Genomic DNA, 20,592 nt, shown 5'->3' on the forward strand with positions numbered 1-20,592 from the left:
GCAGGTCGTCGAGGGTGTGGGTGTGGCGGATCGATAATCGTTCCAGGTGTTCGCGGTGCCAGCGTAAGCGGGCTGTGGTGGTCAAAGAGATCTCACCTCGACACCACTGCACCAACCCACGAATGGTCCACATATTGTGCGATCAAGATCACAGTGGGGTGCGCGGGGTATGACCACAGATCACCGAAGTTATTTTTGGGTTTGATCAACGATTTGATCAACGATTCATGGTTATCCACAGGTGTAAAACAAAGACCCCACCAACGCTTGCGCTGGTGGGGCCGGATATTTTGCGCGCCACGAGGTGTCTGGTTTCAGGACATCGTTCACCTTTAAACCCTTAAACCGGCCCGCAGGTGTGTCACGACATCGTTCCGATCATGTGTCGCGTCATCGTTCACTGATGTGTCACGACATCGTTCACCTCAAAGACGCCCGAACAGTCAAGCTGGGGTATGACATACTCACGCAACCGCGCAGTCGTTCTAGCCATCGTCAACAGCGGCATGAGCGTCAAAGACGCAGCAACACACTTCGGCATCAGCACCCGATGGGCCAAAACCCTACTCCAACGCTTCCGCACCGGCGGACTCGAAGCACTCCAACCACGCTCCACACGCCCCCTGACCAACCCCAACAAAACCCCAGAACACATCCGAGAAACAATCGTGGAACTACGCCACCAACTCCTCCGCGACGGCCTAGACGCCGGAGCCGAATCCATCTACGACCGACTACCCGAAAACACCCGCCCATCAACCAGCACAATCTGGCGAATCCTTAAAACCACCAACGAAATCACCCCGCAACCACAAAAACGACCCCGCTCATCCTGGCACCGCTTCCAAGCACCTGCCCCCAACAGCCTGTGGCAATCCGACTTCACACACTGGCCCTTAGCCGACAACACCGACACCGAAATCATTTCCTGGCTCGATGACCACTCCCGCTACCTCACACACATCAGTGCCCACCCACGAATCACCGGCCACATCGTCGTAGACACCTTCCTAGAAGCCACAGACCAACACGGACTACCCGCCGCAACCCTGACCGACAACGGACTGGTCTACACCACCCGCCTTGCCGGCGGACGCACCAACAACCAACAACCAAACCCGTTCGAACAGCTCCTAGCAGACCTCAACATCGAACAGAAAAACGGCCACCCCGGAAAACCAACCACCCAAGGAAAAATCGAACGCCTCCACAGCACCCTCAAAAAATGGCTACAAGCCCAACCACCCGCACTCACCATCGAGGACCTACAACAACAACTGCACGACTTCCGCACGATATACAACACCAAACGAAAACACCGCGCCATCAACAGACAAACACCCCACCAGACCTACACCGCCACACCCAAAGACCAACCAACCATGCACCTACACAACACCCACTGGCGAGTACGCTTCGACCGCGTCGACAGCTACGGAAAAATCACCCTCCGCTACGCCGGAAAACTCAAACACCTCGGCATCGGACGCGCACACAACCGACAACGAATCATCCTCCTCGTCAACGGACCCAACGCCATCGCAATCAACAAAACAACCGGAGAAATCATCGCCGAATACACAATCGACCCGACCAAAAACTACCAACCAAAAACAAGAACCCCACACACAAAAAAAGGGGAACGATGACCCGACACACCCACACACAAAAAGGGAACGATGACGCGACACATCAACGCCCCTGAACACAAAAAATCTCGGGACATCGAGTGAACGATGTCCCGAGACTTCACACCGTACGCGAGGAGGGACTTGAACCCTCACGTCAAAAGACACTGGAACCTAAATCCAGCGCGTCTACCAATTCCGCCACTCGCGCGCGCCTATCCAGCATAGTGCAAACCCAGCGCAAGAAAAAATTCCACTACCGCCTCGGCGCGCAAACCCGCCGACCCTCAGCCAACCTATGCCGAAACCAGCACCCGTCAGCCCGCTTCCTACGAAGCCAGGCCAACATCCTTCAGGATCCGCACCACGTGCCCCGTGGCCTTCACGTTGTACTTGGCCAACTCAACCTTGCCGGACTCATCAACCACAACCGTGGACCTAATCACACCCTGCACGACTTTGCCGTAGTTGTTCTTCTCACCGAACGCACCCCACTCTTCAAGCACCTTCTTGTCGGGGTCGCTCAGTAGCGTGAAGTTCAGCCCTTCTTTGTCAGCGAACTTCTGCAGCGATTCAGGCTTGTCAGGAGAGATTCCCACCACCTGATACCCAGCACCCTTCAGAACCTCAAAGTTGTCACGGAAGTCGCACGCTTGAGTCGTGCAACCGGGCGTCATCGCCTTGGGGTAGAAATACACGATAACTTTCGACCCAGCGAAGTCCGACAGCTTCACCGTCTCCCCCTGCGCGTTGAGCAGTTCAAACTCTGGCGCAACGTCACCGATTTCTAAACGTGGCATGGCACATCTCCCCTTGTAGGTATTGTGAAGAACACATTCCACGATAGTCGGTGACACCAGGTAAACTTCAAAATATGAGCAACGTTTACACGTCTAACGTCACTGTAGATAACGCAAACAAAGACCAGCTGATTGAATCGATCCGCCTGCGTGAACAGCGACTCGCGGCGAACATTGACGAACTTGTTGGCCGAGTTCACCCCAAAGCCTTGGTCGCACAAGCAACGGACTCTGCTAAAGGAATTGTCGTCAACCGCGACGGCTCCCCCAAGGTCGACCGCTTGGCATTGGCCGGTGGTATCGTCCTGGGCACCGCCGCACTGATCACGTTCCTAGCTACCCGCAAAAAGTAGCACCGTGACTGACACTCAGGCACGCAGTTCCAACCTGGACTCGGTCCCCGTGCGCATGTTGCACGACCGTCTCCTGGTGGAACCGGATAAGGAATCAGGCGAACGCAAGTCATCTGCTGGGATCGTCATTCCGGCTACGGCTCGGGTTGGGCGCCGGCTCGCGTGGGGCACGGTAGTTGCCGCGGGGCCTCTGGTTCGGCAGGTTTCGTTGGGTGATTCGGTTTTGTTTGACCCTGAAGAACAGGCCGAGGTGGAATTGGACGCGCGTACGTTCACTCTCCTGCGCGAGAGGGACGTCCATGGCATCGCCGATCAACCAGACGACAGCTCGACAGGGCTTTACCTGTAAAAAGCCACCCAACCGCTCCACTCAAACACCATACAAATGTGACTTCTCACACAAAAGACGAAAATCTGCTTCTTTCAATTTCCCTTCTGGGGATCAGGCATGTAAAGTAGTTTTTCGTTGCGCACCTCTAGCTCAATTGGTAGAGCAACTGACTCTTAATCAGTGGGTTCCGGGTTCGAGTCCCGGGGGGTGTACGGTTCAGGAAATTTCCTCGAAAGCCTCGCTAATCTAGCTACAAGCTTCATTAGCGAGGCTTTTGCGTTAACACCAACTTCCAACCCAACTTCCAGCCCAGGGAGCCGCCGATGACACTCTCCAACACACCTCGACTGCTCAAGGTAGTCATTGGCAGCGCGTTGCTGTTTCTCACAGCCGGGTTCGGTTTCGTCGTATGGTCGCGCAATTCAGAAGCCGGATGGATCAGCCTGGGTGCCGTCGCCATCTTTGCTTTGATCCTAGGCGCCGGGCTTGCACTGTGGGCCTCCACCTGGCTCATTTCCCTAGCGCTGAAACATCGAAACAACTAACCTAGAGCTTTAACCCAGCAACTTCACCACAAAACACACGTGGTGCGAGCGCATCAGCACCCGCACCACTCGTTATCTCATCACTCAGGACGCTTCACACGCCTTGTGCAACACGCCCTGCACAGCACACTCAGAACACCGCATCACACGTTGTCAATGTGGCGAGGTTCGTGCCAGATGTCAGCACCGCGGCCCTGTTCAGTGGAGTCAAAACCGCCGTCCACATACAGAATCTGCCCCGTCATGGAACGGTTCTGAGCTGAAACCGTGAACGCAAGCACATGCGCAATGCTTTCGGGCTTCACGGGACCGTTCAGCGGTGCAGGCATTGTGCCAAGCGCCAGCTTCCGACCTTCTTCCGAAGCCAGCAACTCCTTAGTCATTGGGGTCTCAACCACACCGGGTGCCACTGCGTTGATCGCAATTCCACGACCAGCAAATTCCTCAGTAGGAGCCATCTTACGCACCCACGTGGCGATCGCGCGCTTGGAAGCCGAGTAGTTGGTGTATCCCACCTGCGGCCCCGACTCCGCCAGCTTGTCACCGTACGCCACTGCCTTTTCGCGGTCTCCGGCAAGGAGGAGTTCCACCAGTGAGTAGTCGGTGGGCTGGAGGGACGCGCCCGAGGCGGTAACGGCAACGCGCGGGTTGTCCGACTTTGCGAGGAGTGGTGCGAGTGCCTTGATCGTGTCGACTGCGCCAAAGTAGTTCACTTTGAGGTCGAGCGAGGTGTTTGACTGGGTTCCAGCGTTTGCTATAACTGCATCAACCCGGTCGTGGGTTTCGCTGATCTGCTCAACCATGCGAGCAATCGCATCTGGGTCAGACAGGTCTACGTCAAGGTCTGCGCCTTTGAGGTCTACACCAACAACGGTGTGGCCTTGTCCGCGCAGTACTTCAGCAGTTGATTTACCAATTCCGGACCCTGCACCGGTTACTACAACAATTCGTGACATGTTCTCAACCCCTACCAGTCGCTGTGTTGGTCACTTTGAGGCTAACACGCGCGTTTTTAGAGCCGAACACCGAGTACCGGACACACGTAAGGGCACGCTAAGCTGGGAGGACTGAAAGGAGAAATGCCGTGACGATCATTGTGGGTTACGTCCCCAAACCACAAGGGCGTTCTGCCGTCGACACGGCAGTTCAGCTCGCTAAGGACACCGGTGACACACTCTTCGTTGTCAACGCTGGAGTGGGTGAAGCTGTTGACGATCCACTGGTTGCTTCGCCTCAACATTTACAAGAACTGCGCGACCACCTCGGAACTACGGGAGTACCCCATGAAGTCCACCAGTTCTTGCGTGGCAACGACCCCGTTGAAGAGATCCTCGCACTTGAAGAAACGCTCCCCGACGTTCGCATGATCGTGATTGGAACACCTCGGCGGTCACGAGTGGGCAAGTTACTCCTTGGCTCAATTGCACAGAGCATCATTTCGCAAGCCACTGCCCCAGTTCTGTGCGTCAAAGCACCTCGGAAGTAAAACCTCGCCCACCCCACTCACAACACAACAAAAGCGCGCCACCCACAACAGGGTGACGCGCTTTCACGGCCCACATCCGAGCCGTTAAGAAGAACTTATGCGCCCAGAATTTCGCGCATGAGGTTAGCGGTTTCAGATGGGGTCTTACCCACCTTCACACCAGCAGCTTCAAGAGCCTTCTTCTTGGCTTCAGCGGTTCCCGATGAACCGGACACGATCGCACCAGCGTGACCCATGGTCTTTCCTTCTGGAGCGGTGAAGCCTGCAACATAACCAACAACTGGCTTGGTCACGTTCTCCTTGATGAACTCGGCTGCACGCTCTTCAGCGTCACCACCGATTTCACCAATCATCACGATTGCTTCCGTGTCAGGGTCTTCCTGGAACGCTGCAATAGCGTCGATGTGAGTGGTACCAATCACTGGGTCACCACCAATACCGATGCAGGTGGAGAACCCGATGTCACGCAGTTCGTACATGAGCTGGTAGGTCAGCGTACCCGACTTGGACACCAGACCAATCTTTCCGCGCTTGGTGATGTTCGCGGGGATAATTCCAGCAAGCGACTGTTCAGGGGAGATGATTCCCGGGCAGTTAGGACCAATGATGCGGGTCTTGTTGCCCTTCGCAGTTGCGTGCGCCCAGATTTCAGCCGAGTCCTGAACCGGGATGCCTTCAGTGATGATCACCAGCAGGCCAATTCCTGCGTCGATCGCTTCGAACGCAGCGTCCTTGGAAAACGCAGGAGGAACGAACGCGACCGAAACGTCGGCTCCAGTTTCCTTCATGGCTTCTTCAACCGAAGCAAATACTGGAAGCTCTACATCGTTTCCGTCTTTGTCCTTGTGGGACACCTTGGTGCCAGCCTTGCGCGCGTTCACACCACCCACAACCTGGGTGCCGGCAGCCAGCATACGTGCGGTGTGCTTGGTTCCTTCACCACCGGTAATACCCTGGACAATGACCTTTGATTCACTGTTGAGGAAAATCGACATGAGTGTAAGTCCTTTCCGGGTTACTTAGCTGCCAGTTCGGCGGCCTTGTCGGCTCCACCGTCCATGGAGTCGACAGTGGTGACGAGTGGGTGGTTGGCTTTAGCCAGGATTTCGCGGCCTTCTTCAACGGCGTTTCCGTCCAGGCGCACAACCAGAGGCTTGGTGGCGTTGTCACCCAGGATTTCCAGGGCCTTAACAATTCCGTTTGCAACCTGGTCACATGCGGTGATTCCACCGAACACGTTCACGAACACGCTCTTGACCTGGTCGTCACCAAGGATGACGTCCAAACCGTTGGCCATGACTTCAGCGGAAGCTCCACCACCAATGTCCAGGAAGTTCGCTGGCTTTACACCACCGTGGTTTTCACCGGCGTAGGCAACAACGTCGAGAGTGGACATCACCAGTCCAGCACCGTTACCAATGACACCGACCTCACCGTCGAGCTTGACGTAGTTGAGGTCGAGCTTCTTTGCCTTCAGTTCCAGCGGGTCTTCAGCCTGGATATCACGAAGTTCTTCGTGCTCTTCGTGGCGGAATGACGCGTTGTCGTCCAGCGACACCTTTCCGTCCAACGCAAGAATCGTGTTGTCCCCGGTCTTGACCAGCGGGTTAACCTCGACCAGCGTTGCGTCTTCTTCCTTGAATACTGTCCACAGCTGCTGCAGAACAGGAGCAACCAGGCCAGCGGTTTCAGCGTCGAAGCCTGCTTCTTCAGCGATCTGCTTAGCTTTAGCTTCGTCGATACCTTCGATCGCGTCTACAGGAACCTTAGCCAGGGCTTCTGGACGTTCAGCCGCGAGCGTTTCAATGTCCATTCCGCCTTCCTTGGAGCACATAGCAAGGAAGGTACGGTTCGCGCGGTCCAAGAGCACTGAGAAGTAGTATTCTTCAGCGATGTCGGCACCTTCGGCGATCATAACCTTGTGAGTAATGTGGCCTTTGATGTCGAGCCCCAGGATTTCTTCTGCGCGCTCTTTTGCTTCAGCAGGGTTATGAGCCAGTTTCACACCGCCGGCCTTACCACGGCCACCGATCTTCACCTGAGCTTTTACGACGACCGTGCCGCCGCCTAGTTCTTCAGCTGCCTTCTGTGCTTCTTCCGGGGTTGATGCGACCTTGGCCTTGAGCACGGGCACACCGTGCTTTTCGAAAAGGTCGCGGGCCTGATACTCGAAAAGATCCACGTCTATTTCCTTTAGTTGTAGATTTGGGCCACTTCCTTGCGGAAGTTGTTCTCCTACGCATATCCCAGCTCATTCCTCGCTGTGCAACCCGCCCACACGAACATGTGAACCGCGCACACCAGGCGAACAATAAGTTGGTTCTACGCCCAATTCATCACTCTAGTCGTTTTAGCGCGCATGTCAGGTGCTGAGCGAATATTTGATCGCAAATGTGACAGGGCGCACGTGAAACGCGGGCTGCACACACAGGACGCAACCCCACACGCATCAAATATCTTGGCGACAAAGATTCTTGATGCCAACCTAAAATGTCTTAGAATTGCAGTATGGATGAGGTTGATCTCATTGTCAGTGCGTGGGAACGCGAACGGCCAGACTTAGATGTCACACCCATGGAAGTTTTGTCGCGCGTCTCCCGCTTGGCACGACAGCTGGACCTAGCACGCAAAGAAACGTTCGCAGCCCACGGGCTTGAAGTGTGGGCATTCGATGTCCTGTCTGCCCTACGTCGCGCAGGGGAACCCTACCAACTCAGTCCGTCGACCCTGGTCAACGAAATGATGGTCACCTCTGGCACCATGACCAACCGCATTGACCGCCTCGTTTCCCGCGGGCTCGTCAGCCGCCACCCCGACCCACACGACCGTCGCGGGGTCCACGTTCGCTTAACCACCTCGGGACGCACAAAAGTAGACACCGCGCTTGCCGAACTTCTGGAACACGAACACGCCTTACTGTCGAACTTGAGCGCAGCTCAAAAACGAAAACTGGCAGAATTGCTACGCTCGTTATCAACAGGGTTCAGCCCCGCGTAGGTTCAACCCCGCACAACTTCACATAACCGAATCAGCTCAAACGGCCCAGTCCGGCCCCTTCCCACTCTTTAGGAGTAGCCGTGATCCGACCACAAACTCTTGCAACCTCGGCGTTGGTAGCCACCGTGGTGGCCACCCTGTCCGCCTGCGCAGTCAGCCCAACCGAACGCCCGGGCGCCAGCTACGCAACCGGTAGCCCCGAACCCGTGCCGTCCATCTCTGCCCCTGCCGACACCCCCGAACTCACCGTGGTTGACGCCTCCCCCGGCGGGTCGAGGGAAAACGATCCGCTGTGGGACTCGCTCGCAAAGGCAGCTGGCGACAAGAAGCCGGTTTACGTGGATGTGGTTGTGCATACCGGCGCCGAGGTGGCTGACAGTGACCGTGTGACGCTGACTCCCGACACCCCGGATTCGGTGAGTGTCACGGTGGATCGCGATGTGGTGTCGGAGAGTTCGCCTGGGTTCCACCGGATCCGCGGCACGTTCGAAGCCGAGCAGTTGGGTGACAGCGCGTTCGAGCTGAGCACTAAGAGCACGGACGAAATCTCGGGGCTGATCCCTAAGAACAAGGAACTGAAAAAGGAGTGCTCAGACCCGGAAGGTGCCGACCGGATTGGTGCAGCAGCTGAGAAGCTGGCGGGCGATCCTGATGCGCGCGAAGACCTGCGCAAAACCTGGATTTCAGCACCAGAACTGTGGTGGGCGATTCAGCAGAGCGCCGTACTCATGCGCGAAACTGACGGCGAAACCGAAGGTGACTTCTTCTTCCAAGCGTGCGAGTCAGTTCAGTCATAGGTGAAGCCATAGGTGCGGCGGGGCTAACCCATTACCGTCGCTTCTTCAACGACTCCTGCTGAAGCCCCTTCAGGCGTTCTTCCTCACGAGCCTCGTGCTCAAGCAAGCGCGCTTCATACCAGGTCAGAGTAGGTGGCGCGAACAGCCCCACCAGCGTCGCCACGGCCAGCACAATCGCCGGCCCGCCGACCCGAAGATCCTGCCCCACAATCGCGAACCCAGAAATCAACTGCAACACCTGCCACGCCACACTTGCAGGGCGAGCCCAGCGGACACCTCGGGAAACCCCGAACATCACGCCCACCATCAACGCGCCAAACACCACAAACATGGTCCCCAACGCCAACAGCGACGTCACTTCTTCCTGAGCGGAAACCGCTAGGGCAACCGCCCACACACCTGCCCCTACCAGGGCAAGCGCCTCCAGGGAAAGTGCCCCCAAGGCAATCCACAGGGTTGATGGCCGAGGTGGAACAGAGTTTGTCTGGGTCACAGCTCGATCCTGGCGAACCCTGGGATCACAAGCTCGTCGAGCAGACGCTCGCGCACGTCCAAAGGCAGGAACGCCGCGTTCAACGCGTTGACGGTGACCCATTCGAGGTCGGTCTGATCCCATCCGGCACGGTCAACCAGCAAACGCATCTCCTTGGACACCGACGTTCCTGACATCAACCGGTTGTCCGGGTTGACCGTCACCGCAAAGCCCAGGTCTTTCAGTCCCGTGATGGGGTGCGTTTCAATCGAGTCGGCCGCACCCGTGTGAACGTTCGAGGTGGGCGACAGTTCCAGCGGAATCTGCCGGTCCAAGATCCACGAGGACAACTCCCCTAAGGTCCCCTGACCGTCGACAATGTCCATGTCTTCAACGATCCGCACACCGTGCCCAATGCGCTGCGTGTGGCATACCTGGACCGCTTCAAAAATCGAGTCGACCCCAGCGCCTTCACCAGCGTGGATCGTCAGAGGGAAACACGCCGCGCGCAGAGTTTCACACGCAGACAGATGCTTACTTGGCGGGTTGCCATCTTCAGCTCCAGCCAGGTCAAATCCAACAACCCCGCTATCGCGGTGGCGTAACGCCAGCTCCGCTACCGCAACAGAATTCTTTGCGTGTCGCATGGCCGTGAGGATCTGCCCCACACGAATGAACTTTCCAGCTTCAGCGACAATCGCAGTTCCTTCATCCAGCCCCGCTTGCACAGCTGCAACAGCCGCATCCATGTCAAGGTCACCCTGCACGTGTTGTTCTGGAGCCCACCTGGCTTCTGCGTAGAACACTCCGTCCGCAGCCTGATCAAGCACCCATTCACGGGCAACACGGGTCAGTGCATCGGCCGTCTGCATGACAGAAACTGTCAACGCGAAGGACTCCAAATAACGTTCCAAGCTCCCCGAATTGGACGCGCCCAAAATACGCGCCCGCATATCGCTGGGGTCACCTGAAGGGATCTCAACGCCGGCTTCCTGGGCCAGTTCAATCAGGGTTGAAGCACGCAAACCACCGTCGAGGTGGTCGTGCAGTGAAACCTTGGGAAGCTCCAAGATAGGGTCACGGTCGTCAACGCCAACAGGTGTAGGAAAAAGGTTAGTATCCACACTTCCACCCTAGCGGATCACGCGCGGTTCAGAACCTCCAGCGCCACGGCACAGTTCACCCGCGTTGCAATTCCCACAGCGCGCTCGTCAACCAAAAAATCACCCTGGTGAATGTCATACGTGTGTCCGCCAGGCGTGCGTGTTCCCAAACGAATGAGAGCACCCGGCACCCTGGTGAGATACCACGCAAAGTCTTCCCCACCCATCGACTGTGGGGTCAGCTCCACCGAATCCGGCCCTAACTCCTGCCGGATTGCGTGCTCTGCCAACGTCACTTCTTCTTCGGTGTTGACAACCGGCGGGACACCTCGGCGGTGTTCCAACTCAACTTCCACACCGTACGGGCCCGCAATCCTGTCAACCAAGTCCGGCAAAACCTGGGCAACCTTATTCCAACCGTCGACGTCCAGGCACCTCAACGTCCCCATAAGGGAACCCTCATTGGGAACTACGTTCGGCGCATGGCCAGCTTCGATCGCACCCCACACCAAGGAAAACGCATGGCGTGGGTCAATCAGCCGCGACAGAGTTGACGGCAAATCAACGGCCAAGCGGCCAAGTGCGTACACCAAGTCCTCAGTCAAGTGTGGACGTGACGTGTGGCCACCGTGTCCGCGCAAGCGCAGAATAACCGTGTCACCTGCCGCCGTGATGGGCCCAATACGCGAACCCACCTTGCCCACATCCACGTTCGGGTCACAGTGCAAGGCGTAGCACAAAGGAACACCCGTGAGCGCACCCTGCTGAATAATCTGCAGCGCCCCACCTGGAGTCACTTCTTCAGCTGGCTGGAAAATACAGCGGATCGTGCCACCCAAACCACCCTTGGTTTCGTGGATACGCGACAAGGCGAGCGCAGCACCCATCGCAGCAGTGAGGTGAACATCGTGGCCACACGAATGGCTCACACCGGGCACGGTCGAAGCGAACTCGGTCCGGGTTAAATCATCTAGCGGAAGGGCGTCGATGTCAGCGCGCAGACCACCCACGATGGGGCCTTCGCCCACATCCACATACAAGCCGGTACCTTCGAACAGCACGGGCTCAAGACCAGCGTCCCTCAGGCGTTGCGCGATCTTCTCAGTTGTGCGGTGCTCAACATTAGACAGTTCAGGGTGGGCATGAATATCACGACGGAACTCGATGAGCTCATCCACTAGCTCGTTCACAACTGACTGAATCAACGCGCCCTCTTCCTATTCACTGTGTGCCAATAATGTAGTCGCTCACCGCCACGTGAGCCAGTTCATGACACGGAATGACACATAAACGGGCACACAACAGGGCGCCAGCGCGAGGCCACCACAGCCTACAGAATCTGCGTGAGCCCCTGATCCTTCAGACGCGCAACCACGCTCTTCACTTTCTGCGCACTGTTCCGGCTCGTGACAAGCAACGCGTCCTCCGTATCCACGACCACTACGTCGTCAAGACCCACAAGAGCTACAGGCCGGCCACCGGTTGAAATCACCACACCAGACGAGTCCTCCGCAACCACTGGCGAATCACCGATCACCTTCACCGCGCACCGCTCCCCTGGCGCCGGCTGCCTTAGCTTGGCCACCGCGTCGAAGTCTCCCACGTCATCCCAACCGAAGTCGCCAGGAACAACCACAACACGTCCAGCGCGCGCGGCCGGTTCGGCGATCACATAGTCGATCGCCACTTTCTCCAATTGCGGCCACACTTCAGCCAAAACAGAATCTTGACGGTCGGTTCCCCACACCTCGGCGATTTTCATAAGCCCCGCATACAAATCAGGGGCGTGCTGCGCGAACAACTCCAACATCGCGTCAGTGCGCGCAATAAACATTCCCGCGTTCCACCGATAGCGCCCCGAAAACGTGTACTTGCGAGCCGTCGTCGCATCTGGTTTTTCAACAAAGTTCAGCGCGCGCCGGGCAGTGGGAGCGGCACGCCACCCCAAGTTCGCTCCGGTTTCTATGTATCCGTACGCCGTCGACGCGTAAGTGGGCGTGATCCCCACCGTGACAATGTCGCCGCCAGATGCCGCCGCCACCGCCTGCGTGACCACCGCACGGAAATCTTCCGCGTTGGTAATCGAATGGTCGGCAGAAAACGACCCAATGACGGCATCCGGGTCAGTGCGGTGAATGAGCGCGGCGGCCAGCCCAATGGCTGCCGCAGAGTCCCGAGGTGAAGGCTCCCTAACCAACCGATCCCCACGTAAGTCTGGGAGCTGCTGCGAGACCTCCTCAGCGTGAGCCTGCCCCGTTACCACCCACATGTGCTCCGGGTCCACTAACGGGACCGTCCGCGACCACGTGGACTGCAACAGGGTTGACCCCACCCCCAGAATGTCGTGCAAGAACTTTGGCCGGTCACGACGAGACAAAGGCCACAGCCTGGTCCCCGCTCCACCGGCCGGGATCACCACATGAAAGTTGGGAATCATTGCATCATTGTTGCTGGCATAACGTCCACACTTCCACCAGACACGCGCCACGATATGAAACCCGAGAGATACCCCACGCTTATATGGCGTTATTATGTGTAATGTCTGCGAATCTCATAAAGATCGCGGTAACTCGCGGGATTTAGTGGATACAGATTCGCTCGATTGGCTAAAGCAACGCCCCAGGCGTAGCTTTTATATGTTATTAAAACTGTCTCAACTGGAGGATGCCCCGTGGCTAAAGCCTCAACGGGCACGCTGTACCGCGGACACGAAGGAATGTGGTCCTGGGTCGCTCACCGCGTCACAGGTGTTGGTATTTTCTTCTTCCTGCTGGTCCACGTGCTTGACACAGCCCTTGTACGCGTATCGCCCGCAGCCTACGACGCTGTTATCGGAACCTATAAGACACCCATCATGGCAATTGCCGAAATCGGTTTGGTTGCCGGGATCGTTTTCCACGCATTCAACGGTGTGCGCGTGATCCTTGTTGACTTCTGGAAGGGTGGCCCCAAGAACCAGCGCAAGATGTTCTGGGCTGTCATGGTCCTGTGGCTCATCGTCTTGATCGCTTTTGTGCCCCGCCACCTCATGCACACGTTCGGAGGTTGAGAAAAGTGACGGCAACTTCATTTCCCGCTCCTCGTAGCGAATACACCCGCCACAAGAACACCCGTTCCAAGTTCGAGCTTGCGGCCTGGCTGTTCATGCGTGTTTCAGGTCTGATCCTTGTCATCCTGATTTTTGGTCACCTGTTCGTCAACCTGTGGCAGGGCGAAGGTGTGCAGGGACTCGACTTCGGTTTCGTCGCCGGTAAGTGGGCGAGCCCCTTCTGGCAGATCTGGGACCTGGCTATGCTGTGGCTTGCCATGCTCCACGGAACAAACGGTATGCGTACCATCATCAACGACTACGCAGAAAAGCCAGGCACCAACGTTGTCCTGCAACTTGTTCTGTACATCGCATCAGCCATCATTGTGGTCCTGGGAACCCTGGTGATCTTCACCTTTGACCCATGCCCAGTGAACACCTCGGCTGAACTTTTGCCCACATTCTGCACCGCTTAGTGACAGTCGTTTGAAGGAGAATTGAGTATCTATGCAGGTACATGAGTACGACGTTGTCATCGTCGGCGCAGGTGGCGCCGGCATGCGCGCAGCCATCGAATCTGGGCAGCGCGCACGCACAGCTGTTCTTACCAAGCTGTACCCAACCCGTTCGCACACCGGTGCGGCTCAGGGTGGTATGTGTGCAGCTCTTGCCAACGTTGAAGAAGACAACTGGGAATGGCACACGTTCGACACCATTAAGGGTGGCGACTACTTGGTCGACCAGGACGCCGCTGAAGTCATGGCAAAAGAAGCCATCGACGCGGTTCTTGACCTGGAAAAGATGGGTCTGCCGTTCAACCGTACGCCTGAAGGCAAGATTGACCAGCGTCGCTTTGGTGGACACACCCGCGACCACGGTAAGTCGCCTGTTCGTCGCGCGTGCTACGCCGCTGACCGTACGGGTCACATGATTCTTCAGACCCTTTACCAAAACTGTGTGAAGCACGGTGTTGAGTTCTACAACGAGTTCTACGTTCTGGACCTCGTAATGACCGAGGTCGACGGCCAGCGCCGTCCGGCAGGTGTCGTTGCGTACGAACTAGCAACCGGCGAAATCCACGTGTTCCGTGCTAAGGCCGTAGTTTTTGCAACCGGTGGTTTCGGAAAGGTCTTCAAGACCACCTCCAACGCACACACGCTCACCGGTGACGGTGTTGCTGTGACCTACCGCAACGGGCTTCCGCTTGAAGACATGGAGTTCTTCCAGTTCCACCCAACCGGTTTGGCTGGCTTGGGAATCCTCCTGTCGGAGGCCGCCCGAGGTGAAGGTGCAGTTCTGCGTAACTCCGATGGTGAGCGCTTCATGGAGCGTTACGCTCCGACCATTAAGGACTTGGCTCCACGTGACATCGTGGCCCGTTCCATGGCGAACGAAGTGCGTGAAGGTCGTGGCTGTGGACCAAACAAGGACTACGTTCTTCTGGACCTCACCCACCTGGAACCAGCACACATTGACGCGAAGCTTCCAGACATTACCGAATTCGCCCGCACCTACCTGGGTGTTGAACCATACACGGAACCCGTTCCAGTGTTCCCAACGGCTCACTACGCGATGGGTGGTATCCCCACCAACGTCGAATCGGAAGTTCTTGCCGACAACGACACGGTAGTTCCTGGCCTTTACGCTGCCGGTGAATGTGCATGTGTTTCGGTCCACGGTTCAAACCGCTTGGGAACCAACTCGCTTCTGGACATCAACGTGTTTGGTAAGCGCGCGGGAATCGCTGCTGCGGAATACTCCAAGACCGCTACGCTTCCTGAACTCCCAGACGGCGCCGCTGACCGCACGGTCGACATGATCGAAACCATGCGTCGTTCAAACGGTTCAGAACTGATCGGTGCGATCCGTAAGGACCTTCAGGAAACCATGGACACCCACGTTCAGGTGTTCCGTACTGAAGAAACCCTGCGCACCGCGCTTAAGGACATCGAAGCTCTGCGTGAACGCTACAAGAACGTGGGTATCCACGACCGCGGAAAGCGTTACAACCTGGATCTCCTCGAAGCAGTCGAGTTGGGCTTCCTTCTTGAAATCGCCGAGGTGGTTACGGTTGCCGCTCTGCACCGTAAGGAATCGCGTGGCGGACACTTCCGTGAAGACTTCCCGAACCGTGACGACGAAAACTTCATGCACCACACCATGACCTACCGCGACGAATCAGCAACCGCTGAAGGTGTCGCAGGAATGCGTTTGGAAACGAAGCCCGTCGTTGTAACGCGGTACCAGCCAATGGAGCGTAAGTACTGATGAGTGAAAAAGAAGTAAAGACAGCTGAGCCAGCCTCCAAGGTTGATCTTCCTGATCACTTGGGTGGCGGTGGCGGAGAAATCCCATCGTTCGATTGCACAATCCGTATTGCACGCTTCAACCCTGAAGCTGATTCCGAGCCACACTGGGAAGACTACACAGTCACCATGTACGGCACGGACCGTATCCTGGACGCTCTGCACAAGATCAAGTGGGAAATCGACGGTAGCCTGTCGTTCCGCCGTTCATGTGCACACGGTATCTGTGGTTCGGACGCAATGCGTATTAACGGGCGTAACCGCCTGGCGTGTAAGACCCTGCTGAAGGACCTGGACACGAACAAGCCCATCACGGTGGAAGCGATCAAGGGCCTGCCTCTTGAAAAAGACCTCATCGTGGACATGGAACCGTTCTTCCAGTCCTACCGCGAGATCATGCCGTTCTTGATCACGTCTGGTCACGAACCAACTCGCGAACGTCTGCAGTCACCTGAAGACCGCGCCATCTTCGACGACACCACTAAGTGCATTCTGTGTGCTTCGTGTACTTCGTCCTGCCCAGTATTCTGGACCGATGGCCAGTACTTTGGACCTGCAGCAATTGTGAACGCACACCGCTTCATCTTCGACTCACGTGACGAAGGTGGCGACATGCGCCTCGAGGTTCTCAACGACAAGGAAGGTGTGTGGCGTTGCCGCACCACCTTCAACTGCACGGAAGCTTGCCCGCGTGGAATTGAAGTCACTAAGGCAATTGCAGAAGTCAAGCAGGCGTTGCTGACCCGAGCGTTCTAACGTGGCTTTATACCCTCTAACTTGTGGCCGTCGCTTTTTAGCGGCGGCCACTGTTGCCCTCGCAACTTTTACAGTTGTGGTTGCCCCGAATGTTGCAGAGACAGAGCCGGCGAGCGCGCACACGGCTGTCGCACAGCCGGCCGAACCCACCTCGGCGACCTATACCAGCCCCACCGACTTAGGTGACGGCACTCCCCCACCCAAGCCAGCAGCCGACGCGTGGCTCGTAGCCAACCTGGATACCGGCGAAGTGCTGGTATCCCATGGCGAGGACGTGGTCTCATCGCCGGCGTCCGTACAGAAACTTCTCACAGCTCTGGCCCTGGTCGACGAACTCCCCGACGTCAAGAAAAAGCAACGCATCACCGAAGAGACCACAAACGTCGACGGCACCCGCGTAGGATTACTGCGCGACAACGAGTATTCGATCGACCTGCTGTTCCACTCAATGCTCATGTCGAGCGCCAACGACTCCGCGTACGCGCTTGGCGAAGCAGTGGGCGGGCAAGACAAAGCCCTGGAGCTCATGCACCGCAAAGCTCAGCAACTGGGAATGGACTCAACCGTTGTGGGCACCACCAGCGGCCTTGACGCCCCTGGGCAAGGCACCACCATCGATGATTTGCTGAAGCTCGCACACGAGTTCACCAAGAACAAGTACCTCATGAAGGTTGTCCAAACTCAGACCTTGGATTTCCCCGGTGGTTATGACCACGACAAGAAGAAAAAGGTCAAGGGATACCAGATCCAGAACCACACGCGGTTAATTGGGCTGGTTGAGGGGGCTATTGGCCTGAAAAATGGGTACACGCAAGAAGCCCGCGGTTCGTTTTTAGGGGCCGCCACCCGAGGTGACACCACGTACGCCGCGGTGGTCTTGCGCGCGCAGACGCAGAGCCGCCAAGCAGCCGCAGATCTTCTCAACTGGGCATTCAACCAGACAGACCCCAAAGTCACGCGCACTGTGGCGTTCGAAGATCTCAGCACACCCTCACCTGTTGCGTCAGTTGAGGCTAGTGATTCTGGGGCTGAGGATAGCTCGTCCGATGCACGCAGTAGGACAGCGTCAGATGTATCAGACGAAGAGATGCGTGAGTCTCAACCCGCCGGAGCTGCGATCCCTGCCAACATCGGGCTCGCACTTGGCCTTCCCGTCGCCGTTTTTGCTGTTGCGGGTGGCATTCTCATGTACCGTTCGCGCCGCAGTCGTTCCGGCCATAGCCATTCCAGTCGAGGCGAAGGGACGCGCAAAGACCAGGAAGGTACCAGCACATGAGTCAGGGCTCACGCACTGAGGAGCCTTCGCTCACTGCCCTTCTGGTGTCCGGAGGCAAGGCAACGCGGCTGGGCGGTATCACCAAGACCGCACTCATAGCTAACGGTGTTCCGCTGATCAAACGCGCCCTCTTAGCCGTCCGTGGCGTATCCCCGCACTGCCCCGCCGTCGTGGTGGGAGACACGGACGGGTTGGACGACCTCGGGCACGTGACCCATCTACGTGAAAACCCACCGTTTTCCGGCCCTGCCGCGGCGATTGCGGCCGGGGTGGAGCACGTGACAACTGACCTTGTTGCGGTCCTTGCCGCCGATCTCCCCCTCATCGACGCGCACACCATTCGCACGCTCATTGACGCGGTAGGTCAAGCGGATTGCGCAGTGGCCGTTGACCCTACCGGGCGGGTGCAATATCTGACGGCCGTGTGGCGTACGCGGGCGCTGGCTCAAGTGGTTTCCTCCGCCGAGGTGGCCCACCGTCCCGCTCGCATCCTTTACGATCGCTGTGAGTGGGTGCCCGTTCACCTTGAGCAGGCGACCACCGCAGACATCGACACATATGCGGATGCTCAAAGATTTGGGGTGGACTTAAGAGGTGCGTCCACGCCTAGACAATGATTCCGCGGTCGTTCATCTTCTCCATGAGACCTGCTCCATCTGACGCGTAGATCCACGGAACACCCTGGCCGCGTCCCGAATTCTTCGAACGCCCACCGGCCCACACTGCTTCACCGACCGTGAGCTGACGGATACACACGGCGACAACATTGTTGGGGTGGTTCTCGACGAACTCACCATAAATCTCTTCATCGTGCTGGCCGTCGTCTCCCACCAGCAACCATTTGATATTGGGGAACTCCCGGGCCAAACGTTCTAACTGGATACGTTTGTGTTCTTGACCAGAGCGGAACGCTCGCGTAGCTGTTGGGCCCCAGTCAGTGAGCAAGAACGGCCCGTCCGGATACAGGTTCCGGGACAAGAAATGTTTCAGAGTCAGCGCCACATTCCAAGCGCCCGTAGACAGGTAGATGATGGGCGCGTGCGGACGCAAATAGGTCAGACGGTCATACAGGACCGACATACCCGCGACCGGCGAACGCGCGTGCTCATCCAGCACGAACGTGTTCCACGCAGCCAAAAACGGACGTGGCAACGCAGTCACCATGACCGTGTCATCGATGTCAGAAATGATGCCGAACTTTTCGTCATCTGCCACAACATACGCTGTAGCCGTGTCGACCAAAGACCTCTGCGTCCAGATCTCCAACTCAACTTTCCCCGGCTTAAAGTCGCCAGGAATCACAGCGTCCACGATGCCACCTCGGTCAGATGTCACCATGTGCTCCTGGCCATTCACACGCACCCACGCGGTCGCCTCATTGAGCGGGATGGACCCAAACGACCTGAAACCGCGAATACTCGCGTGCATATCTGCTGCCGGCTGCCCGGTCTTAGTCAAAACTGTGCGCGCTAGAACGCGGATGAAAGATTCAGTCCCATACGAGTCGTAGGCGATGACTGTGCGTTTCCATCCGCGTTTATTCGCTTGTTTCCGTTGCCAGTCCTGGACCTTGTCTTCGAGACGAGCGGCGGTGTGGATGACTTCGGGGGCAATGTTGTTGGGCTTGTACTTCTTGGCCACCAGGTGGTGCTCCTTAGAGGTGGGTGGGGAGTTTAGAGAAAACCGATTCGGTCATACGCGTTTTTGACCGTAACATCAGCGATCTGTGTAGCCTTGTGAGCTCCGTTCAAGAGGATCCGCTGAAGTTCTGCTCGGTCTTCCAGCAGTTCGTTGGTGCGGGTCCGTACGGGGGTGAGAGCTTCAACAGCGAGATCTGCGAGCGCAACCTTGAGGTGGCCATACATCTTCCCGTCGAATTCGGCAACGATGCTGTCGATGCTCTGGCCCGACAAAGACGAATAAATGGTGAGAAGATTAGACACTCCCGGCTTGTTGTCCGGATCGTACGCAATCACAGTGTCGTTGTCAGTGACGGCAGATTTAAACTTCTTCTGAAGAACCTTTGGCTCGTCCAAAATGTCAATGCGCCCAGCAGGGTTCTTTCCCGACTTCGACATTTTTGCCGACGGGTCTTGCAGATCGTAGATCTTTGCCGTTTGCTTGAGGATTCCTGCTTCAGGAACTTTGAACGTTTCGCCATAGCGGTTGTTAAACCGTTCCGCCAAGTTGCGTGTCAGTTCCAAGTGCTGACGCTGGTCCTCCCCCACGGGCACAACATCTGCCTGGTACAGCAGGATGTCAGCGGCCATGAGTGCCGGGTAGGTTAGCAATCCCAGCGACACGTGTTCGTTCTTTGCCGATTTGTCTTTGAACTGGGTCATGCGCTGAGCTTCACCCAAAGACGTGGTGCATTCCAGGATCCAGCTCAGTTTTGTGTGTGCGTCGACGTGGGACTGCACAAAGATTGTGGACTTTTCAGGGTCGAGTCCCGCGGCAATGAACTGTGCTGCTGTGCGCAAGGTACGTTCACGCAGTTCCTCAGGGTTCTGCTCCACCGTGATCGCGTGCATGTTTGCGATGAAGAAGAACGCGTCATGGGTTTCCTGCTGTGCAACGAACTGTTGCAGAGCACCAATATAGTTACCGAGGTGAAGGGATCCCGACGTCGCTTGAACACCTGAAAGTGAGCGAGGACGGGTGACTGCTGATTGACTCATGCCCTCCATTCTGCCATTTCAGCATCGCAGAACCGT

The 20,592-nt window shown here is 57.0% G+C and carries 22 protein-coding genes, 2 tRNA genes and 1 pseudogene; 14 read left to right on the plus strand and 11 right to left on the minus strand.

The genetic code is table 11. From position 1 onward, the window contains the following. The first annotated feature begins 455 nt into the window (after nt 1-455). Nucleotides 456-1,683 (plus strand): annotated as a pseudogene (locus QP868_RS09695) (IS481 family transposase). A 74-nt stretch (nt 1,684-1,757) separates the two neighbouring features. On the opposite strand, the gene QP868_RS09700 reads toward QP868_RS09695, so the two are convergent. Then, a tRNA-Leu gene (locus QP868_RS09700) sits at nt 1,758-1,839 on the minus strand. A gap of 118 nt (nt 1,840-1,957) precedes the next feature. Next, nucleotides 1,958-2,428, minus strand: a complete 471-nt coding sequence (bcp, locus tag QP868_RS09705; RefSeq protein WP_284926358.1) for a thioredoxin-dependent thiol peroxidase — start codon at nt 2,426-2,428, stop codon at nt 1,958-1,960. A gap of 74 nt (nt 2,429-2,502) precedes the next feature. Between bcp and QP868_RS09710 the strand changes: the two genes are divergently transcribed. The 4 genes from QP868_RS09710 (at nt 2,503) to QP868_RS09725 (ending at nt 3,657) form a co-directional block, all read left to right on the plus strand. Further along, nucleotides 2,503-2,781 carry a DUF3618 domain-containing protein gene (locus QP868_RS09710; RefSeq protein ID WP_284926359.1) on the plus strand — a complete coding sequence of 93 codons (279 nt, stop codon included), beginning with the start codon at nt 2,503-2,505 and terminating at the stop codon, nt 2,779-2,781. A 4-nt stretch (nt 2,782-2,785) separates the two neighbouring features. Continuing rightward, nucleotides 2,786-3,130 (plus strand): GroES family chaperonin, encoded by a 345-nt coding sequence (locus QP868_RS09715; protein ID WP_284926360.1) that lies wholly within the window; start codon nt 2,786-2,788, stop codon nt 3,128-3,130. Between the two features lie 121 nt (nt 3,131-3,251). Next, nucleotides 3,252-3,324: transfer RNA gene (locus tag QP868_RS09720), tRNA-Lys, on the plus strand. A gap of 111 nt (nt 3,325-3,435) precedes the next feature. Continuing rightward, a complete protein-coding gene (locus QP868_RS09725) occupies nt 3,436-3,657 on the plus strand; it encodes a hypothetical protein (protein WP_284926361.1) in 222 nt (73 codons plus the stop codon). Nucleotides 3,658-3,800: 143 nt separating this feature from the next. Here QP868_RS09725 and QP868_RS09730 read toward each other — a convergent pair whose 3' ends face one another. Further along, the gene (locus QP868_RS09730) at nt 3,801-4,613 is read right to left on the minus strand and encodes an SDR family oxidoreductase (protein WP_284926362.1); all 813 of its coding nucleotides are present in this window, start codon (nt 4,611-4,613) and stop codon (nt 3,801-3,803) included. A 128-nt stretch (nt 4,614-4,741) separates the two neighbouring features. Between QP868_RS09730 and QP868_RS09735 the strand changes: the two genes are divergently transcribed. Then, a complete protein-coding gene (locus tag QP868_RS09735) occupies nt 4,742-5,143 on the plus strand; it encodes a universal stress protein (protein ID WP_284926363.1) in 402 nt (133 codons plus the stop codon). A 95-nt stretch (nt 5,144-5,238) separates the two neighbouring features. Here QP868_RS09735 and sucD read toward each other — a convergent pair whose 3' ends face one another. Next, entirely contained in the window at nt 5,239-6,138 is a 900-nt protein-coding gene (gene sucD, locus QP868_RS09740) for a succinate--CoA ligase subunit alpha (RefSeq protein WP_284926364.1), read from the minus strand. Between the two features lie 20 nt (nt 6,139-6,158). After that, nucleotides 6,159-7,325, minus strand: a complete 1,167-nt coding sequence (gene sucC, locus QP868_RS09745) for an ADP-forming succinate--CoA ligase subunit beta (RefSeq protein ID WP_284926365.1) — start codon at nt 7,323-7,325, stop codon at nt 6,159-6,161. A 326-nt stretch (nt 7,326-7,651) separates the two neighbouring features. On the opposite strand from sucC, the gene QP868_RS09750 reads away from it, so the two are divergent. Both QP868_RS09750 and QP868_RS09755 read left to right on the plus strand, forming a co-directional pair. Then, nucleotides 7,652-8,140 carry a MarR family winged helix-turn-helix transcriptional regulator gene (locus tag QP868_RS09750; RefSeq protein WP_284926366.1) on the plus strand — a complete coding sequence of 163 codons (489 nt, stop codon included), beginning with the start codon at nt 7,652-7,654 and terminating at the stop codon, nt 8,138-8,140. A gap of 80 nt (nt 8,141-8,220) precedes the next feature. After that, complete coding sequence (locus QP868_RS09755; RefSeq protein ID WP_284926367.1) at nt 8,221-8,937, plus strand: hypothetical protein; 717 nt, start codon at nt 8,221-8,223, stop codon at nt 8,935-8,937. A 31-nt stretch (nt 8,938-8,968) separates the two neighbouring features. Here QP868_RS09755 and QP868_RS09760 read toward each other — a convergent pair whose 3' ends face one another. The 4 genes from QP868_RS09760 to QP868_RS09775 form a co-directional block, all read right to left on the minus strand. Next, on the minus strand, nt 8,969-9,430 hold the full coding sequence (locus QP868_RS09760) for a hypothetical protein (protein ID WP_284926368.1): 462 nt from the start codon (nt 9,428-9,430) through the stop codon (nt 8,969-8,971). Further along, the gene (locus tag QP868_RS09765; protein ID WP_284926369.1) at nt 9,427-10,533 is read right to left on the minus strand and encodes an adenosine deaminase; all 1,107 of its coding nucleotides are present in this window, start codon (nt 10,531-10,533) and stop codon (nt 9,427-9,429) included. The genes QP868_RS09760 and QP868_RS09765 overlap by 4 nt, the downstream gene beginning before the upstream one ends. A 17-nt stretch (nt 10,534-10,550) precedes the next feature. Beyond that, on the minus strand, nt 10,551-11,702 hold the full coding sequence (locus QP868_RS09770; protein ID WP_473964644.1) for an amidohydrolase: 1,152 nt from the start codon (nt 11,700-11,702) through the stop codon (nt 10,551-10,553). A gap of 140 nt (nt 11,703-11,842) precedes the next feature. Further along, nucleotides 11,843-12,949, minus strand: a complete 1,107-nt coding sequence (locus QP868_RS09775) for a mannose-1-phosphate guanylyltransferase (RefSeq protein WP_284926371.1) — start codon at nt 12,947-12,949, stop codon at nt 11,843-11,845. 234 nt (nt 12,950-13,183) lie between these two features. On the opposite strand from QP868_RS09775, the gene sdhC reads away from it, so the two are divergent. Genes sdhC through mobA form a run of 6 tightly spaced genes read left to right on the plus strand, consistent with a single transcriptional unit; the run spans nt 13,184 to nt 18,495 of the window. Then, a complete protein-coding gene (gene sdhC / locus QP868_RS09780; protein WP_284926372.1) occupies nt 13,184-13,561 on the plus strand; it encodes a succinate dehydrogenase, cytochrome b556 subunit in 378 nt (125 codons plus the stop codon). 5 nt (nt 13,562-13,566) lie between these two features. After that, entirely contained in the window at nt 13,567-14,016 is a 450-nt protein-coding gene (locus QP868_RS09785; protein ID WP_284926373.1) for a succinate dehydrogenase hydrophobic membrane anchor subunit, read from the plus strand. A gap of 31 nt (nt 14,017-14,047) precedes the next feature. Beyond that, a complete protein-coding gene (sdhA, locus tag QP868_RS09790; protein WP_284926374.1) occupies nt 14,048-15,808 on the plus strand; it encodes a succinate dehydrogenase flavoprotein subunit in 1,761 nt (586 codons plus the stop codon). Then, on the plus strand, nt 15,808-16,602 hold the full coding sequence (locus QP868_RS09795) for a succinate dehydrogenase iron-sulfur subunit (RefSeq protein ID WP_284926375.1): 795 nt from the start codon (nt 15,808-15,810) through the stop codon (nt 16,600-16,602). The genes sdhA and QP868_RS09795 overlap by 1 nt, the downstream gene beginning before the upstream one ends. Before the next feature lies 1 nt (nt 16,603). Beyond that, the gene (locus tag QP868_RS09800) at nt 16,604-17,878 is read left to right on the plus strand and encodes a D-alanyl-D-alanine carboxypeptidase family protein (protein ID WP_284926376.1); all 1,275 of its coding nucleotides are present in this window, start codon (nt 16,604-16,606) and stop codon (nt 17,876-17,878) included. Beyond that, entirely contained in the window at nt 17,875-18,495 is a 621-nt protein-coding gene (mobA, locus tag QP868_RS09805; RefSeq protein WP_284926377.1) for a molybdenum cofactor guanylyltransferase, read from the plus strand. Before QP868_RS09800 ends, mobA begins: the two co-directional genes overlap by 4 nt. On the opposite strand, the gene QP868_RS09810 is transcribed toward mobA, so the two are convergent. Together QP868_RS09810 and trpS are read right to left on the minus strand one after the other, a co-directional pair. After that, the gene (locus QP868_RS09810; protein ID WP_284926378.1) at nt 18,485-19,519 is read right to left on the minus strand and encodes an App1 family protein; all 1,035 of its coding nucleotides are present in this window, start codon (nt 19,517-19,519) and stop codon (nt 18,485-18,487) included. The two genes, mobA and QP868_RS09810, sit on opposite strands and share 11 nt — an antisense overlap. Nucleotides 19,520-19,551: 32 nt before the next feature. Next, on the minus strand, nt 19,552-20,565 hold the full coding sequence (trpS, locus tag QP868_RS09815; RefSeq protein ID WP_284926379.1) for a tryptophan--tRNA ligase: 1,014 nt from the start codon (nt 20,563-20,565) through the stop codon (nt 19,552-19,554). Nucleotides 20,566-20,592 lie beyond the last annotated feature (27 nt).

This window comes from Brevibacterium sp. UMB1308A, from assembly GCF_030230605.1.
In the GTDB taxonomy this organism is placed as follows: domain Bacteria; phylum Actinomycetota; class Actinomycetes; order Actinomycetales; family Brevibacteriaceae; genus Brevibacterium.

Excerpts from the sequence above, each read along its gene's own strand:
- bcp (WP_284926358.1), bottom strand. The coding sequence starts at position 2,428 with ATGCCACGTTTAGAAATCGGTGACGTTGCGCCAGAGTTTGAACTGCTC.
- QP868_RS09710 (WP_284926359.1), top strand. The coding sequence starts at position 2,503 with ATGAGCAACGTTTACACGTCTAACGTCACTGTAGATAACGCAAACAAA.
- QP868_RS09725 (WP_284926361.1), top strand. The coding sequence starts at position 3,436 with ATGACACTCTCCAACACACCTCGACTGCTCAAGGTAGTCATTGGCAGC.
- QP868_RS09730 (WP_284926362.1), bottom strand. The coding sequence starts at position 4,613 with ATGTCACGAATTGTTGTAGTAACCGGTGCAGGGTCCGGAATTGGTAAA.
- sucD (WP_284926364.1), bottom strand. The coding sequence starts at position 6,138 with ATGTCGATTTTCCTCAACAGTGAATCAAAGGTCATTGTCCAGGGTATT.
- QP868_RS09750 (WP_284926366.1), top strand. The coding sequence starts at position 7,652 with ATGGATGAGGTTGATCTCATTGTCAGTGCGTGGGAACGCGAACGGCCA.
- QP868_RS09775 (WP_284926371.1), bottom strand. The coding sequence starts at position 12,949 with ATGATTCCCAACTTTCATGTGGTGATCCCGGCCGGTGGAGCGGGGACC.
- sdhA (WP_284926374.1), top strand. The coding sequence starts at position 14,048 with ATGCAGGTACATGAGTACGACGTTGTCATCGTCGGCGCAGGTGGCGCC.
- QP868_RS09795 (WP_284926375.1), top strand. The coding sequence starts at position 15,808 with ATGAGTGAAAAAGAAGTAAAGACAGCTGAGCCAGCCTCCAAGGTTGAT.
- mobA (WP_284926377.1), top strand. The coding sequence starts at position 17,875 with ATGAGTCAGGGCTCACGCACTGAGGAGCCTTCGCTCACTGCCCTTCTG.
- trpS (WP_284926379.1), bottom strand. The coding sequence starts at position 20,565 with ATGGAGGGCATGAGTCAATCAGCAGTCACCCGTCCTCGCTCACTTTCA.